The sequence below is a fragment of the Arthrobacter sp. 9V genome (assembly GCF_902506065.1).
Lineage (GTDB): Bacteria > Actinomycetota > Actinomycetes > Actinomycetales > Micrococcaceae > Arthrobacter.
The window spans coordinates 4,200,310-4,217,776 of sequence record NZ_LR732912.1 but is presented as its reverse complement, the minus strand read 5'-3'; the positions used below and the strand labels follow the sequence as shown (position 1 = coordinate 4,217,776).

The window sequence follows — 17,467 nt, the reverse complement described above, 5'->3', positions numbered from 1 at the left end:
AATCTGTAGAAGGGAGGGCTTCACGCCCTGGTGGTTTCCTCAGCGGGCAGCTGTGGAAAGCGCAGGTTGAGCGTCAAGGAAAAGTCGTCGTTCCCGGCGCCGCTCGGCTTGCCGGGCCGGGTTGGCGATAGGGGAGGCCAGGAGGAGGGCCTTCGTGTAGGCGTGGTGCGGATGCGCAATAACCTGTTCCGTGATGCCGGTTTCCACAATTTCTCCGCGTCGCATCACTGCCACGCGCTCGCTGATGTGCCTCACCACATCCAGATCGTGGGTGACAAACAGGAGCGAAACGCCGGTCTGCTCTTGGATGTCGGAGAAAAGTTGAAGAACCCGTGCTTGGGTGGACAAGTCCAGTGCACTGACGGGCTCATCACACACAATGAGCTTGGGATTCCGGCACAAAGAACGGGCGATTGCGATCCGTTGCCTTTGGCCGCCGGAAAACTCGCGCGGATAGCGGGCGCTGGAGTTGGAGGGCAGGTTCACAACATCCAGGAGCTCCCGGACCCGTCGTTGAGCATCAACCTTGGACGTCCCGGAAACCTGCATCGGTTCGGACAAAATGTCGCTGATGGTCATGGACGGATTCAGGGAGGTGTAGGGATCTTGAAAAACTACCTGAATGTCGCTGCTGAGTGCCCGGCGTTCCTTCTTGGCGAGTTTGGTGATCGATCTTCCGTCGAAACGGATGTCGCCACCGGTCACCGGGGCAAGTCCCAGCACCGCACGGCCGATGGTTGACTTACCGGAACCGGACTCGCCCACGAGTCCCAGGGTTTCCCCGGCTTTGATGTCCAGGCTCACGCCTTGCAACGCCCGGAATGTCCGTTTTCTGCCGAATCCGCCAATCCTGTAGTCAACGGTCAGGTCCGTGATCCGCAGGAGGGGCTCTGCTTCCGCCAAGGCGGTCTGGCTGACGGAAGTCATCGTGCACCTTCTGTCTCGGTGGTCATGTCGGTGGTCATGCCAGAGTCGATGGGTGGGTTGGCGGGTGTCTTTGATGTTGAATCGAGCGCAGATTCCAGGAGGAGCCGCGTGTACTCTTCCCGGGGATTGGCGAACAGCTCAGTCACCGCAGCTACCTCCACGATCTCTCCGTCGCGCATCACGGCCACTTGGTCACAGAGATCCGCTACCACTCCGAAGTTGTGGGTCACCAGGACCACACCCATGCCGCGTTCGGCCTGAAGGCTGCGAATGAGGTCCAGCACGTCGGCCTGCACGGTGACGTCCAGTGCGGTGGTGGGTTCGTCAGCAATGAGCAGTTCCGGATTGCAGGAAACGGCTCCGGCAATGAGCACGCGCTGCGCCATTCCGCCCGAGACCTGATGCGGGTAGGACTTGAAGACCCTTTCAGGATCAGGAATGCCTACTCGAGCGAGGAGTTTGAGGGCTTCCTCTTTTGCGGTCTTTGCCGGGATTCCCAGGTGGTGCCGCATTGGCTCCGTGAGTTGGGACCCGATTCGGAAGGCGGGATCGAGGTTGCTCATGGGCTCCTGGGGGATGTACCCGATCCGCGCGCCACGTAGTTCATTGCGCTCTTTTGGAGTCATCCCGAGCAGATCCACTCCGGCGAAACTCAAGGTTCCTGCAGACATGTGGGCTTGCCCGGGCAGCAGTCCCAGGACTGAGAAGGCGGTCTGCGACTTACCCGAGCCTGATTCTCCCACCAGGCCAAGGATCCGGCCGCGCTCCACCCTCAAGGAAATGCCTTTGACGACGTCGGACTTCTCACCGTTGGGGCGGGGATAGGAGACCCGGAGATCGTCGATGACCAGGAGTGCGTCTCCTGGATCCACAGGCGCCTTCTTCATAGGCCGTGCAGGTTCAGGAGTTGAACTGGCGTGCTTGGCAGCTTTTACTTTTTTGGCGGGGCCGGCAGATGATCCGTAGTTCGCCAAAGCGTCACGGAAGCCGTTTCCCACCAAGGTGCAGGCCATGACCGTCAACACCAGGGCAACGCTTGGCCAGAGGAGCAGCCAGGGAGCGTTGAAAATGTTCTGCGATGCGTCATTGAGCATCAGGCCCCAACTGGCCTTGTCAGAGGAGCCAAGGCCAAGGAAGGCGATGCCCGCTTCGATTCCTATGCCGGCGCCTGCCAACAACGCCGCTTGGATGATAGCGGGCGTGATGACTACAGGAAGGATGTGGCGGACCATGATGCGGATATCGCTCAAGCCGGAGACCCGGGCGGCGTCTACGTACAGTTCTTCCCGCACGGCCCGGACCGAGCCACGGATGAGCAGGAACACCGAGGGGGCGATCAATATGCCGAATACCACCAGGGCAAGTGAGGTGCTGCGTCCTACCCGGGCCAGCACTACAAGGAGCACCACGATTGCCGGCAGTGATAGCAGCGCACCGCTGATCCACATGCTGACACCGTCAATCCACCCCTGGCGGTAACCAGCCAGGAGTCCGGTAGGTACTCCAATCAGCAAACTGACAGCGATCACGATCGCGGCGCTGGAAAGGCTGGTCTGCGCACCGTAAACGAGGTTTGCCAGCACGTCGCGGCCCACGCCGTCAGCGCCCAGAGGGTGCTCAGGGGTGAAAGGCGGTGCCAGGACATCGGCGAGGCGCGTAGCGGTGGGATCGTAGGAGGAGATCAATGGTGCGAGGACCGCCACCACCCCGAGCAAGGCGAGGAACACCAGCGAGATCACTGCGGCAGGTTCGCGAAGGAACTTCTTGATCAATTTGTCGCCTTGGGGCGCAGAGGCGACTACTTCCAGCGACTTGCGGGTGCCGGTGACAAGGTTATCGGTCATGAGACACGAACTTTCGGATTGATCCAGCCTTGCGCCAGATCGACGAGGAGATTGACGACGACGACGAGCACCACGGTGACCAGGACAATCCCGAGCACAACGGGCAAGTCGCCACGGCCGGCTGAGTTGTTGGCCTGGGTGCCGATCCCCGGGATGTTGAAAACTTTCTCAATGATCACCGAACTGGAGATGGCCACAATGAACATCAGGGAAACCGTGGTGAGGCTTGGCCCGGCGGCGCTGCGCAAGGCATGCTTCACCACCACGCTTCGCTCCGGGAGGCCGCGGCTGCGCAGTGTCCGGACAAAGTCCTGCTGCATCACATCGATCATTGACCCCCGGACCTGCAGGGCAATGGAAGCCAAAGAGCCTAGAGCCAATGCAATGACCGGGAGTGTGATGGAGGCAAGCCACTTGCCGGGAGAATCGCTGAAAGCTGTGAACCCGGTAGCCGGGAACATGCGAAGCTGGACAGCGAAAACCAAAGCCAGGACCAGGGCCACCAGGAAGCCGGGAATTGCCTGAACCAGGGTGGACGCCACCTGCAGACCGCGATCGAGTCGTCCCCGCCGCAAGGCAGCTGTCACACCGATCAAGGTTCCAATACAGGCAGCGAGGATCAGTGACCCGATCACCATGGAAAGGGTGGGCGGAAGGGTTTGGGAGAGTAATTCTCCTACCGGCTGGTTGGTAAACCATGACCGGCCCAAATCCCCACGTACGGCAGATCCGAGCCACTGGAAGTATTGGGTGATCAACGGTTCGTCGAGGCCCAGTTGTTGGCGCTTGGCCTCCACCTGTTCGGCCGAAGCCACTGGTCCCAAAACCTGACGGACAGGGTCTTGCCCTGTGAGGTTCAGGAGGAAGAACGTCGCAGTGGAAATAACGAACATGAGCACCAATCCTGAGGCCAGGCGGCGAAGGATAAACATCAGCACGGCAGCTCCTTGGGCTTCGGGAAGATGAGGGATGGGTAGGGGCGGCCGGCCCTGGGTGGGCCGGCCGCCCACCTGCTACTTCTTCGAGGCAGTGAAGCCCCAGAGCGGCGGCAGGGTGGAATAGCGCTGCGGTGTGACAGTGATTTCGGCGTTGCTTGCGAAGACGTTGTCAGACTGGATGTAGGGGGCAAACCAAGCCTGGTCCACCACATAGGTGTTCAGTTGACGGAACGTTTCGGTTTGGGCCTCACCGGTTTCGCCTTGGGCCTTGTTGATCAGGTCAACCACGGTGGGATCGGAGACGTGGAACGGGTTCCAGAGTGATTCGGGAGTGAGCGCAATCTGGGCGAAATCCCACGGGCGGGGGCTGTTGAGGCCGAAAATCGCTGCGGGGTACTTTCCTGCCAACAGATCCGAAATGAACGTCTGGCCGTTCACAGGCTGGTACTGCGGTGTGACGCCAATAGCCGTCAGAGCTTCAGTCACCGCCGCTTGCTGATCCGGATAGACGGGTGATACATCCGGCATGGGCAGGGTGAAGCCGTTGGCGTAACCGGCGTCTGCGAGAAGCTTCTTCGCGGCGTCCACATCAAAGGGGTACTTCTTGTCTAGGTCCGGGATGAAAGCGTCGCTGGTGGAACTGAAGACCTGGCTGGTGGCCTTGCCCTTACCACCGAAGACTTTCGCGTGGATGGCGTCGCGATCCAGGGCCATGTTGATCGCCTGGCGGACCTTGGGCTCGGCGAGCGCAGGAACCAGGGTGCCCTTGCGGTCGAACAAGTAGAGGCCGCTGGTGGTGTAGGCGGGGCTGGACTGGATGTTCAGGCCGGCGGACTTGAGGCTGTTCGAATCCTTGTCGGTCACTACTGCGAAGTCTGCCTCACCGGCCCGCAGTGCGTTGAGGATTGCATTGTTGTCGTTGAAGACCGTGACTTCGACGGTGTCGAACGGGAAGTCTTTGGCGTTCCAGTAGTCAGCGTTTCGCGTGTAGACGTACTTGATGCCGGTCTGGGACTTTGCGGAATCCAGGATGTATGGGCCCGAACCTACGGGAGTGGTGTCCAGCTCCGGTGTTCCCAAGGCCTTCGGGCTGGCAAGGACGCCGGCGGTTCCGCCCAGGTTCGGCACGAGCGATGGGTCCGGAGCGGAAAGCGTGACCATGAGGTTGGTGGCGTCGGTGACGGTGACATCCTGGATGAAGCGCAGTTGTCCACCTGCTTCACCGGTACCCTTGCGGGCGGAATCAAGGTTGGCCTTCACCGCGGCGGCATCCAAGGCCGTCCCATCGGTGAATTTAACGCCTTCCCTGATTGTGAGGGAGAGCTTGGTCCGGGTGTCATCGTAAGACCACTTGGTCACGATGTTCTCGGCAGGTTCTCCCTCATTGGTGTTACGGAAGAGGGAGTCGTAGACCGGTTGAAGGAACTGGGTGGTGGGGCCAGTGCCGAAGTTGCCCGGAGAGAAGGACTCGGGCGGCGCAATGGCTGCGATGTCCAATTCAGTGGGGGCGGTGGAACCGCCAGGGGAGGAGCCGGTGCAGGCAGTGAGCGCCAGGACGGCTGTGGCGGCGGCAATGCCGACTAGTTTGCGCATGTTTCTCCTAGACAAGGCGTCGGTAGCTCAGCTTCGAGTGATCCGACTGTTCTCCGGCGGCAACGCTACGGAGATCGATAGGTATTGCGGTGGGTGGTGGCTGAAATGCCGTGGAAAGGCGCCTTGCTTCACAGGGAATCCCGTGGATTCCTTGTATGCGTTACCGGCGCAGGGCCAACGGATGCAGAGGGTGTGCTCCATGTGGTCTCCCTCGCCGTCGAGGTTTATGTTGCTGGTAGTGCGCTTTGTGGCGCCTGTTACAACGATAATCCGGTGACCGGAAGAAGTCAACAACTTCTTCCGGTCTTCGGAATATTAGGCAGAAAGTCCTTCGTTGCTTTGACTTAGGGGTTGCGTCAGCCGTTCCAGGAGCCCGGGCAGGTTGTCTTTGGAGAAGAGCTCGCCAAGAACAAGCTGGGCGGCACCAACCACGCCGCCTACCTGCTCGTCAATGGCAGATAACTCCACGAGCAGGTCCGGTGCCCCCGTAGAGGGCAGCCGCTCAAGGACGGCCTGCCGTATGGGTTTGAGCACGATGTCTTTGGCCCGGGCAATGCCACCGCCAACAACCAGCATGTGGGGAGCGAAAAAACTCACCAGGGTTGCCAGGCTGCTCCCAAGGAGTGCCGCTGTTCGGTTGAGCAGCTCTTTTGCGGCGGCATCCTCGTGCTCAGCGGCCAGCGTCACGTCATAGGCGCGAACACGTCCGGTCTCCTTGAGGACTTCCGCGAGGTAGGGACTGCGCCCCGTTTCAGCCAGCATCAAGCCGTCCCGCTCAATGGCCCATCCGCTGGTGACTGCCTCAAGGCAGCCTGTGCGCCCGCACCTGCAGGCAACCACTCCAGCCTCCGGAACTGCCACATGGCCAATGGAGCCTGCCAGGCCATGGGAGCCCCGGTAGAGCCTGCCATCGGTGATGAGGGCAGCTCCAACGCCGGCGCCGGCCCCGAAATAGAGCAGGTGCTTTGCCTTGGCCGCCCGCGGATTGCTCTCTATTTCAGCCAGGGCCAGAAGATTGACCCGATTGTCCACCCATGCCGGAACCGGCCAGCGCGCCGCGAACTCTTCCCGTACGGGATAGTCCTCCCAGCCGGGCATGACCGGTACGCCAACGGGAGTGCCGGTATCGAAATTGACCGGACCTGAGAGCCCCACGCCGATCCCCAGCAGGTTGTTGCCGCTTTGCTCCCTGATGACGTCGTCGATGATCGTATTGACCTGGCCCAGGATCCGTGTGGGGCCTTCGCTGATGTCGCATAGCTCCCGGTGGCGGGTGCCCAGCAGGGCGCCGGCCAGATCGGAGGCGCTAACCACCATTTCATTGGAGGCAATGTCCACGCCTATGACGTAGCCGGCCTGGGCGTTGAGTGACAACAGCTTGGCGGTCCGTCCGCCCGTAGAGGGCGCGCGGCCCGGGGAGTGTATGAGCCCGATCTGTTCGAGTTCAGCAACCCGCTCGGCAACAACACTGCGCCCCAGCCCTACCTGATCGGTCAGGCTTGCCTGCGTAATGCCGTCCTGCCAACGGATTGTCTCCAGTACTGATGCCAGTCCGGTGTACCGCTCTGTGGCCATTGATTTTCCCTCCCAGCGGTGCTTTCTGGGTCACCACCCGCAACTTTAGCTTGCGCTGAACAAGTCCAAGTCTATAACTTTTTCCGGTAAGCGGATAAACTATTTGAAACCCATCACACAAGGAGGCCGCATGCGGCGATCTGCCAGGACCACAGGAGACGGTGTCCAGTACCGGGACTTGAACGGAAACGGAGTGCTGGATCCGTACGAAGATCCACGGTTGGATGCAGCAACGCGCGCCAAGGATCTCCTGGCACGCCTGTCGGTCGAAGAAAAGGTCGGGTTGCTGTTCAACACGGTGATGGTTGTGGGTGAGGTGGCGGATCACGACGCGGCGAGTCCGTTCGGGCCGGAAACTCCTCGGGACTTTGTGGTGGGCAGGTCCATCAACCATTTCAACATCGGCCGCTTCCCGTCGGCAGAGCACATGGCGCGCTGGCAGAATGCCATGCAGGAGCTCGCGGAGCTGACCCCACACGGCATCCCCATTACTTTTGGCACGGATCCCCGGCATGGCTTCGCACAAAATGACGGTATGGCACTTGCCGCGGGCTCGTTTTCCCAGTGGCCCGAACCCATGGGCTTGGCCGCACTCGGCGATCCGGATGTCATCAGCGAGTTCGCGGAGGCGGCCAGGCGGGAGTATGTGGCCGTGGGGCTCCGTGCAGCCCTTCACCCGCAGATTGACCTGGCATCTGAACCGCGCTGGGCACGCCAACTGCAGAGCTTCAGTTCAATCCCGGCCGTGGCCTCGGAGTACGGTGCGCTGCTCATCGCAGGTCTGCAGGGCGGCAAGCTGTCATCCACGAGCGTCGCCTGCACGGCAAAGCACTTCCCGGGAGGCGGGGCGCAGGAAGACGGGGAGGATCCCCACTTCCCACAAGGCAAAGCCCAGGTTTATCCAGGGGGCAACTTCGAAGAGCACCTGGCACCGTTCCGTGCGGCGATCGCCGCGGGCACAAGCGCGATCATGCCCTATTACTCACTGGCGAAAGACCTCGTCATTGATGGCGTGGAAGTGGAGGAGGTGGGCTTCTCGTACAACAAGTATTTGATCACCTCGCTTCTTCGAGAACAGCTCGGTTTCGACGGTGTTGTCCTGAGCGACTGGCAGCTTGTCACTGACCTTGAGGTCTTTGGCCTGCCTTTTCCCGCCAAGGCATGGGGTGTTGAGCATCTCAGCCCACTTGACCGGGTGGAAAAACTTTTCGACGCCGGCGTGGACCAGCTTGGTGGCGAATCCTGCACGGAGTTGGTACTTGAGCTGCTGGCCAGTGGCAGGTTGTCCCAGGAGAGAGTTGATGCATCGGCGCTGAGAATCCTCCGGGTCAAATTCGAGCTAGGGCTCTTCGACAATCCCTATGTTGATGCGGATGCGGTCAACGAAGTGGTGGGCTCTGAACCGTTCCGCACGGCCGGACACCGCGCCCAAGCAGAATCCGTCACCGTTCTCAAAAACGAAGGGTTGCTGCCGTTGGCACCCGGTACCCGCATTTATATCGAAGGTGTGGACCCGGCCGTTGTTAACCATCAGGTGACCCTAGTTTCGGATGTGGCGGAGGCTGATGTAGCGCTGGTGCGTTTGGCAGCACCCTTCGAACCACGCAACAAGTACTTCCTGGATGCCATGACGCATCAGGGCAGCCTCGATTTCCCGGACGACGAGATTGCGCGGGTACGGGCACTTGCAGCAGAACTCCCCGTGATCCTGGACGTCTTCCTCGAACGGGCAGCAATCCTGACCCCCTTCGACACCATTGCAAGTGCAATTACCGCCAACTTCGGCGCATCCGATGCTGCACTGCTGGATGCCCTGACTGCAACGATTCCGCCCAAGGGCAGGTTGCCGATCGAACTGCCGCGCTCCATGGCCGCAGTGGAAGCTTCACACCCTGATGTCCCCAACGACACCGAGGATCCGCTCTACCCCTACGGTGCCGGCCTCAGCCTGCCGTCAACTTCCCGGAGCGGGTCCGGGATGCTGACGTGAACGGAAAAACGAGCGACATTCTCTGGAGCGAGTTCGTGGATCCCCCGGATTCGGCGCGGCCACGTGCATGGTGGCACTGGATGGACGGAAACGTGGACCTCGATGGCGTTCGTGCGGACCTGCGCTGGCTGCACTCGGTGGGCGTACGAGGGGTCCAGTCCTTCGACGGTGCACTGGGCAATCCGCTGGTAGTGGAAAAGGCTGTGATCCCCGGCAGCGAACAGTGGCGCGAAGCCGTTGGCGTTGCCGTGGCGACGGCGCACGACCTCGGCTTGGACTTCACTGTTGCCACTTCTGCTGGATGGAGCGCCTCCGGGGCCCCGTGGGTTGATAAGGCTGACGCCATGCGCAAGCTGGTGTGGTCGCAGACTGTTGTCCAAGGCGGCGAATTGACTCAGCTCAACAAGCTCCCGGACGTCGCAGGGCCGTATCAGGACATCCCACGGTGGGGAGCCGCGCCGCAGGAAGGTTCGGGAGATGCCAAAGACCTCTTCGCGTTGGCCATCCCGTTCCACAGCTCCCACGATGCTTTGGAACCCGGGTTCGTCCGCACGTCCGACTCGCCTACTGAAGCGGTCACCGCCAACCAGGCCACCGCCGTCGACGGTTTCCGCTTGACCCGTGACCCGGACAACCCCTCCGTCGCTTGGATTGAACAGTCCTTCACCACTCCCGTGACCGTGCGTTCCTGCGTGATCGAGCTCCCCGGACCGCACGGCTTCGGCGCGGCTCCACCCGCCACGGCAAGCCTGCAGGTCCAGGACGACGACGGCGGTTACGTCACCGTCTGCACGCTGCCGGCGACACAATGCCCGTCACGGAGCATGTCATTCCCGGCGGTCACCGGAACTCACTTCCGGTTGCGGCTCGAAGCCGAGGGGATATCCACCGTTCTGGCCGCGTTCGAGAAAGGAGTGGTGCCCCCGCCGGTGTTCCGGCCGCTCAACGAGTATGCCGTCAAAGGATTCGCCCTCTACGAATCCGGCATTCCCGCCCACCGGGAGGCCAAGAGTGGTTTCGCCACTGCACTGGACTACGACTCCCTTGATACAGACCCGGCCGCAGCATTCGCTGCAGTGCCGCTGGCCAGCATCCTTGACGTCAGCAGTCAGATCTCACAGGGCGGGCTCACCAGCCCGCTTCCCGAGGGCAAGTGGAGAGTGGTTCGCTTCGGTTCCTCCCTCACGGGCCAGACCAACGGCCCGGCTCTCCCGGAAGCCACAGGATTGGAAGTGGACAAACTCGACAGTGAAAGAGTCCGGCGTTACATCACCACCCATCTGGCGCAGTTCGACGACGCACCGATCGACGGGCTGCTCAGCGACAGCATAGAGGCCGGACTTCAGAACATCACGGATCACCTCGGCGCCGGCTTCCTCCGTCTGCGTGGCTACAACATGATCCCCTGGATGCTCACCACCGCCGGATTCCTGGTGGAGGACGCCCACTCCAGCGACCTCTTCCTCGCCGATTTTCGTCGCACACTCACGGAAGTCTTCGCAGAGTCCTATTACGGCACTTTGTCCGCAGAAGCACATCAACGTGGCGCGATCTACTACGCCGAGGCATTGGAAGACCGCAGGCCGCAGCTCGGGGACGACCTCGCCATGCGCTCGCATGCAGATGTCCCCATGGGTGCCATGTGGACCTTCAGCTCTAAAGCGGGTCCCGCACCGACCTACGTGGCAGACCTTAAAGGGGCGTCATCGGTGGCACATGTCTACGGGCGAAGCCATACCGGCTCCGAAGCCTTCACCTCCGGACGGAACCCTTGGAGTGATTCACCAAAGTCCCTGAAGCATGTTGCTGACCTCCAACTGGCACTTGGGGTGACCCGCTTCTGCATCCACACCTCCCCGCACCAACCCACCCAAGTACCACCACCTGGAATAGCGCTGGCGCCCTCGCTCGGGCAATCCTTTACCCGCAATGAAACCTGGGCGTCCAGTGCCAAGCCTTGGGTGGACTATCTGGCCCGATGCTCGCATCTTCTTTCCCTTGGCCGGCCAGCCGTGGACATCGCGTACTTCATAGGAGAGGAAGCCCCCGTCACCGCGCTTTTCGGCAACGTATGCAACCGCGACGTTCCTGCTGATTACGACTACGACTACCTCGGACCGGATGCTCTCAAGACGGTCTTGCATGTTCAGGAGGGCGAACTGCAGGCGGGCTCCTCCCGCTACAGACTTCTTTACCTCGGCGGTGCCAGCAACAGGATGAGCACAGGCGCGCTCCAAGCCATCCTGCGGTTGGTGGAACAGGGTGCAACGGTGGTGGGCGAACGTCCAACGGCCAAGCGCTCACTGGCTGACGAAGACACCGAGTACCAGCGTTTGTGTGGTTTGATCTGGGGCAGCCCGAACAACCACAGCCCGAACAAAGGCAGGATTTTCCCCACCGCAGATCTGGCTTCCGTGCTTCGGGAGCATTTTCCTCCTTCCGTGAGCATAGGAGACCCCCGGGTGCGGCGGATTGCCCGATGGGTGGATGGCGATCAGCCGTTGCTTTTCATTGCCAACCCTGTGAACGAAGAGCTGCGTACCACCGTGAGGTTGCCTGAGACGGCCGACGACTTCGTTGCGTGGGACCCGGTGACACTCAGTCAACGTGCCCTCAGCCGATCAGATGGTGGGGACGGCTTGGACGTACGTCTACCTCCTTATGGTTCGCTCTTCATTCTCCGAGGCGAAGCGGATCCGGTCCCCGTGAAGGAGCAGGTTGCCGAGGTTTCCGGCCAATGGACCCTCACCATCCCCGGCTCCGATCCCGTGCAACTACCGCACGCCACCTTCTGGACAGATCCCGGAATCGGGGCCGAGCACTTCTCCGGAACGGCCACTTACGTGGTGGAGTTCCAGCTCCACGGCCCCGAGCTCCCGCACGCTGTCCAGTTCGCCGATGTTGCTGATGTAGCGCAGATCACCATCAACGGAGAAGAGTCAGGAATTCTCTGGACTGCTCCCTACAGGGTGCACACCAACGCGCTGAGGCCAGGGACGAACCGGATCCGGATCAGCGTCACCAATCCGTGGCGCAACCGGCTCATTGCTGAAGCCCGCAGCAACACCGGGACGCTCTTCCCGCCCATGACGTCAGTGTTCAACCATGAAGCCGACATCCAACCGGCAGGTCTGCGCGGACCACTGAGCTTGGTCTACAAAAACCGCCCGTAATCTCCACTAGTGAAAAGACTGGAACTATGACGCACCAAACAATGCCGCCCGCTGTGAGCCTGGAGGGCCAGCGCCGGGCCGATCTTGGCGATGGCACGTACGTGAACCCGGTGTTCGCAGGGGATCACCCGGACCCGGCCATCCTTCGCGACGGCGATGACTACTACGTGACCTTCTCCTCGTTTGAGTCCACACCCGGACTCATCATCTGGCACTCACGGGACCTCCTGAACTGGCAACCGCTGGGACCGGCCCTGTCCACGCCCATCGGCTGCGTGTTTGCGGTGGACATGTGCAAAGTGGACGGCCGGTACTTCATCTACATACCGATCATTCCCACGGCCATCTCCCCGGACCCCACTGCGCCTGTGCTGACCTATGTCATCCATGCCGAAAGCATGGCGGGACCTTGGAGCGAACCGATCAACCTGGGCATTGAAGGGCACATCGATCCGGGGCACGTGGTGGGAGAGGACGGCAACCGCTACCTGTTCCTCAGCGGAGTCAGCCGGGTCCGGCTCAGCGATGATGGACTGGCTACCAATGGAGCAGTGGAGCACGCCTACGACGGCTGGCGCTATCCCGAGGACTGGGTGGTTGAAGCCTACGCACTGGAAGGGCCCAAACTGACCCGCCGGGGCGATTGGTTCTACCTCACGACGGCGGTTGGAGGCACCTCCGGTCCGCCCACCGGGCATATGGTCACCGTTGCGCGGTCCCGCTCCATTAACGGGCCATGGGAGGACTGCCCCCACAACCCGATTATCAGGACATGGGATGCCAATGAACCGTGGTGGAGCAAGGGACACGCCACCTTGTTCGAGGGCCCCCACGGCCAATGGTGGAGCATCTATCACGGCTACGAAAAAGGGTTCGCCACCCTCGGCCGGCAGACACTCCTGGAGCCCATCGCATGGGACGAGGACGGATGGCCGAGGGCAGGCGGGGGAGACCTGTCCTTGCCACTGGCGGTACCCCTGCCTCCCGGGTCGCCCGCAGAAGTGCAGAGCCACGGAATGCTGTTGTCCGACGATTTTTCCACCCAACGCTTTGGAACCCAGTGGTCCTTTCACGCCCCCTCCAAGGACGAGTATCTTCGGGCATCCTTTAACGACGGACTGGTGCTGGAAGCCCGCGGGTCAGGACCCTCTGACAGCTCGCCATTAACGTGCATCGTCGGCGATCGTCGCTATGAGATCACGGTGGAGATGGACCTCATTGACGGCGCCCAGGGCGGTCTGCTGCTGTATTACAGCGATCGCCTGTTTTGCGGCATGGGTCACGACGGCGGCCACATGACCAGCTATCGTGCCGGCAGGGCCATCCCGTATTGGCGTGAACCTGCGCCTTCTGCTCAGACGTTGCATCTGCGAATAGTCAACGACAACCACATAGTCACCCAGTACTACAGCCTGAACGGGAGCGACTGGACCAGGCACGGCCTCCGTTTCAACGTGGAGGGCTACAACACAAACACCGCGGACGAACTCCTCAGCCTGCGCCCGGCACTGTTCGCCGTTGGGACGGGGGAAGTACGGTTCAGGAACTTCACCTACCGTGCCCTGGGGGACTAGCCCAGAGGAAAGGCCAGAAACCAACCGCTGGCGGTCGCCACAGGAAATTACCCGACGCCGGGGCATCTTCCGCCAGTGGTTGGGTACGGTTTCCCTATGGCAGCATCCCAGAAACAAGCAGATTCCGGCTCCACCCTGCTGACCGTCATCATCGCGTTCGTGGCGAACGCGCTGGTTGCCGCGGCCAAGTCCGTGGCGGCCGCCCTGACGGGCTCTGCCTCCATGACGGCAGAAGCGGCGCACTCCTGGGCTGACACCGGAAACCAGGTGTTCCTCTTCGTGGCGGAGCGTCGTTCCCAGCGTCCGCGGGACCAGAAGCATCCCATGGGATATGGACGCGAAGCATATGTGTGGTCCATGTTTGCCGCGTTCGGGCTCTTCACCGCCGGAGCGGTGGTGTCCATCATGCACGGCATCCAGGAGATCATTGAGCCGGAGCCCGCCTCAGACTTCACCATCGCATACGTGGTGCTGGCCGTGGCTTTTGTTTTGGAGGGCTTCTCCTTCGCGCAGGCTTTCCGTCAGACACGCAAAGCAGCCCGGGAACTGGAACGCCGTACCCTGGAGCAGGTCCTGGTGGGCTCCGACCCCACCCTGCGCGCCGTGTTTGCCGAGGATGCTGCCGCATTGATCGGCTTGGTGGTGGCATTCCTCGGCGTGTTCCTGCATCAAATCACAGGCTCACCCCTGCCCGATGCCGTGGGTTCGATCGTCGTTGGCGTTTTGCTGGCGATAGTTGCCGTCGTGTTGATCGACCGCAACCGACGGTTCCTGGTGGGTCAAGGCGTCACCCCGGACATTGAGCGTTCCATGGCGCGGCGCCTCCTGGAACATCGGGACATCGCCCGGCTCACCTATCTCCATCTGGAATTTGTGGGTCCCCGCAAGCTGTACCTCGTGGCGGCTGTGGACCTGCAAGGCGATCACCCGGAACACGAAGTGGCCGTGGCCCTGCGCAGGATCGAACGTGAACTGGAGGACCACCAGACCGTGGAAGAGGCCGTGCTGACACTGGCTACCTCGGACGAGACCGCTTTGTCTCCATAGCGGGAAACCGTCCTAAGCCCCGATCAGGCGCCGCATCTGCTCCCCGGCGTCACTTCCCGGAGCAGGGGTGTACACCACAATGTGCAGGTCCGGCCGGTCCGAAGGCGATACCTGATGATGCTCCATCTGCAGCACACCAACCGCAGGGTGGTGGAATTGACGTTCGCGGGACTCAAAACCCAGGATGTCGTATCTGTCCCAGCTCTCCTGGAACTCGGGGCTGGCTTCCTTGAGCCGTTGCACCTGGTACTCCACATCCGGGTCACCCAGGCGCTGCCCGGTTTCGGCCCTGAACTCCGCCAAAAACCGCTTGCTGGTGACATCCCAATCGGGAAGGAGATCGCGGATATAGGGGTCAGTGAAGACCAGCCACAAAAGGTTCCTGTCGGCGGCGTCGAACGTTCCAATGTTCGGATACAGCGCCTCATAGGCGCGGTTCCACCCGGCAATCCCCCAATCCGGGGATAAAGCGTAGGAGGGGTTGGGGTCCAAAGCGTCCAGGAGCCGCTGCACATGGGCGGGAGCATCGGCTGCCACCGGACCGGCTGGCTGAGCGGATGAATAGCCGCCCAGGGACAGGACGTAACCCAAACCGGTGTCGGACAGGTGGAGGGCCCGCGCTATGGATTCAAGGACCTGCCGCGATGGACTGATGTCCCGCCCCTGCTCAAGCCACGTGTACCAAGTAACGCTGACCCCGGAGAGGAACGCGATCTCCTCGCGACGAAGGCCGCGCTCGCGGGAACGACCCACCGGCGGCAGGCCGTAGTCCGAGCGAAGGGCTTGGGTTCGGCGGGTCCTGAGGAACAGTCCCAGTTCCTTGCGCCTCTCATCTTTCACTCACCCAACACTATTACTCTGGTACTTTCACTACTAGTAGCAACACCGTCTTCCACCGGGCGTAGAACAACAGCAGGATGGTATTCATGCCTGCACTTCGCTCCAGAACAGTTACCCACGGCCGCAACATGGCCGGAGCCCGCGCACTGCTGCGTGCCTCCGGCGTTGCCAACACGGACATCGGCAAGCCGATCATTGCCGTGGCCAACTCCTTTACCGAATTCGTCCCCGGCCACACCCACCTGGCCCCCGTGGGCAGGATCGTCTCCGACGCGATCCTGGCCGCCGGCGCTGTGCCGCGCGAATTCAACACCATTGCAGTGGACGACGGAATCGCCATGGGCCACTCCGGCATGCTCTACTCCCTGCCGTCCCGCGACCTGATCGCCGACTCCGTGGAGTACATGGTCAACGCCCACTGCGCCGACGCCCTGGTGTGCATCTCCAACTGCGACAAAATCACCCCGGGCATGCTCATGGCAGCACTGCGCCTGAACATCCCTGTGGTGTTCGTCTCCGGCGGCCCCATGGAGGCCGGCCGCGTGACCCTGACTGACGGCTCCGTGCGCTCGCTGGACCTGGTGAACGCGATTTCCGACGCCGTGGATGAATCCATCTCTGATGAAGACATCAACCTCATTGAAGAGAACGCCTGCCCCACCTGCGGCTCCTGCTCCGGTATGTTCACCGCCAACTCCATGAACTGCCTCGCCGAGGCAATCGGCCTGGCCCTTCCAGGCAACGGCTCGGTGCTGGCGACTCACACCGCGCGCAAGGCGCTGTACGAGAAGGCCGGTGCCACCGTCGTCGAGCTCGTCAAGCGCTATTACGACGACGACGACCACTCCGTGCTGCCGCGCTCCATCGCCACTGCCGAGGCTTTTGACAACGCCATGGCCCTGGACATTTCCATGGGCGGCTCCACCAACACCATCCTGCACTTGCTGGCAGCGGCCCAGGAAGCGGGCGTGGAGTACGGCCTTGCCGAGATGGACGCCAAGTCCCGCCAGGTGCCGTGCCTGGCAAAGGTGGCCCCGAACGTGGCCGGTGACAAGACCTATTACATGGAAGACGTGCACCGTGCCGGCGGCATCCCAGCGCTGCTGGGTGAGCTGAACCGCGGCGGCCTCCTGCACAAGAACGTCCACTCCGTGCACTCGGAGGACCTTGACGGTTGGCTTGACGACTGGGACATCCGCGGCGGCAAAGCCACCGAAGAGGCGCAGGCGCTGTGGCACGCGGCTCCCGGTGGCGTCCGTTCCTCCACCGCTTTCTCGCAGTCAAACCAGTGGACTTCCCTGGACACCGACGCCGCGGGTGGCTGCATCCGCTCTGTGGAGCACGCCTTCTCCAAGGACGGCGGCCTGGCTGTGCTGCGCGGCAACGTAGCAGTGGACGGTGCTGTGGTGAAGACCGCCGGCGTGGACGAGTCCATCTGGGTCTTCGAAGGTCCGGCGGTTGTCTGCGAATCACAGGACGAAGCCGTGGAAAAGATCCTTAACAAGACCATCAAGGAAGGCGACGTGGTGGTCATCCGTTACGAAGGCCCCCGAGGTGGACCTGGCATGCAGGAAATGCTCTACCCCACCTCGTTCCTCAAGGGCCGCGGCCTGGGCAAGAAGTGCGCCCTGATCACCGACGGTCGCTTCTCCGGCGGTACCTCAGGCCTGTCCATCGGACACATCTCCCCGGAGGCTGCCTCCGGTGGCGCGATCGCCCTGGTGGAGAACGGCGACATCATCAGCATCGACATCACGCAGCGCTCCCTCCAGTTGCAGGTCTCCGACGAGATCCTGGCCGAACGCCGCGAAAAGCTTGAGGTCAACGGCGGGTACAAGCCCAAGGACCGCGAACGCCACGTATCTCCCGCTTTGCGCGCCTACGCCGCCATGGCGCTGTCCGCAGACAAGGGTGCTGTCCGCGACGTCTCGCTGGTGGAAAACCTCTAAAGGCCTCTAAAGGTCAA

General features: G+C 61.8%; 11 protein-coding genes. 5 read left to right on the top strand and 6 right to left on the bottom strand.

The window, feature by feature from the left end; genetic code table 11:
* Positions 1-39: 39 nt before the first annotated feature.
* The 5 genes from BACI9J_RS19385 to BACI9J_RS19365 all read right to left on the bottom strand — a co-directional run bounded on the left by BACI9J_RS19385 (position 40) and on the right by BACI9J_RS19365 (position 6,877).
* Positions 40-927, bottom strand: a complete 888-nt coding sequence (locus BACI9J_RS19385; RefSeq protein ID WP_159735806.1) for an ATP-binding cassette domain-containing protein — start codon at positions 925-927, stop codon at positions 40-42.
* Positions 924-2,771 (bottom strand): dipeptide/oligopeptide/nickel ABC transporter permease/ATP-binding protein, encoded by a 1,848-nt coding sequence (locus BACI9J_RS19380; protein ID WP_159735805.1) that lies wholly within the window; start codon positions 2,769-2,771, stop codon positions 924-926. Before BACI9J_RS19380 ends, BACI9J_RS19385 begins: the two co-directional genes overlap by 4 nt.
* Positions 2,768-3,703: an ABC transporter permease gene (locus BACI9J_RS19375; protein ID WP_236558867.1), complete on the bottom strand. Its 936-nt coding sequence runs from the start codon at positions 3,701-3,703 to the stop codon at positions 2,768-2,770. The genes BACI9J_RS19380 and BACI9J_RS19375 overlap by 4 nt, the downstream gene beginning before the upstream one ends.
* A gap of 81 nt (positions 3,704-3,784) precedes the next feature.
* Complete coding sequence (locus BACI9J_RS19370; RefSeq protein ID WP_159735803.1) at positions 3,785-5,302, bottom strand: ABC transporter substrate-binding protein; 1,518 nt, start codon at positions 5,300-5,302, stop codon at positions 3,785-3,787.
* A gap of 315 nt (positions 5,303-5,617) precedes the next feature.
* The gene (locus tag BACI9J_RS19365) at positions 5,618-6,877 is read right to left on the bottom strand and encodes an ROK family transcriptional regulator (protein ID WP_159735802.1); all 1,260 of its coding nucleotides are present in this window, start codon (positions 6,875-6,877) and stop codon (positions 5,618-5,620) included.
* A gap of 130 nt (positions 6,878-7,007) precedes the next feature.
* Between BACI9J_RS19365 and BACI9J_RS19360 the strand changes: the two genes are divergently transcribed.
* From BACI9J_RS19360 to BACI9J_RS19345, 4 genes are all read left to right on the top strand, one after another.
* The gene (locus tag BACI9J_RS19360) at positions 7,008-8,867 is read left to right on the top strand and encodes a glycoside hydrolase family 3 protein (protein WP_159735801.1); all 1,860 of its coding nucleotides are present in this window, start codon (positions 7,008-7,010) and stop codon (positions 8,865-8,867) included.
* Positions 8,864-12,040 carry a glycosyl hydrolase gene (locus tag BACI9J_RS19355; protein ID WP_236558770.1) on the top strand — a complete coding sequence of 1,059 codons (3,177 nt, stop codon included), beginning with the start codon at positions 8,864-8,866 and terminating at the stop codon, positions 12,038-12,040. Before BACI9J_RS19360 ends, BACI9J_RS19355 begins: the two co-directional genes overlap by 4 nt.
* 26 nt (positions 12,041-12,066) lie before the next feature.
* A complete protein-coding gene (locus BACI9J_RS19350) occupies positions 12,067-13,614 on the top strand; it encodes a family 43 glycosylhydrolase (protein ID WP_236558769.1) in 1,548 nt (515 codons plus the stop codon).
* 96 nt (positions 13,615-13,710) lie between these two features.
* Complete coding sequence (locus BACI9J_RS19345; RefSeq protein ID WP_159735800.1) at positions 13,711-14,661, top strand: cation diffusion facilitator family transporter; 951 nt, start codon at positions 13,711-13,713, stop codon at positions 14,659-14,661.
* A gap of 12 nt (positions 14,662-14,673) precedes the next feature.
* Here BACI9J_RS19345 and BACI9J_RS19340 read toward each other — a convergent pair whose 3' ends face one another.
* Complete coding sequence (locus BACI9J_RS19340) at positions 14,674-15,501, bottom strand: helix-turn-helix transcriptional regulator (RefSeq protein WP_159735799.1); 828 nt, start codon at positions 15,499-15,501, stop codon at positions 14,674-14,676.
* An 86-nt stretch (positions 15,502-15,587) separates the two neighbouring features.
* On the opposite strand from BACI9J_RS19340, the gene ilvD reads away from it, so the two are divergent.
* Positions 15,588-17,450 (top strand): dihydroxy-acid dehydratase, encoded by a 1,863-nt coding sequence (ilvD, locus tag BACI9J_RS19335; RefSeq protein WP_159735798.1) that lies wholly within the window; start codon positions 15,588-15,590, stop codon positions 17,448-17,450.
* Positions 17,451-17,467: the final 17 nt, after the last annotated feature.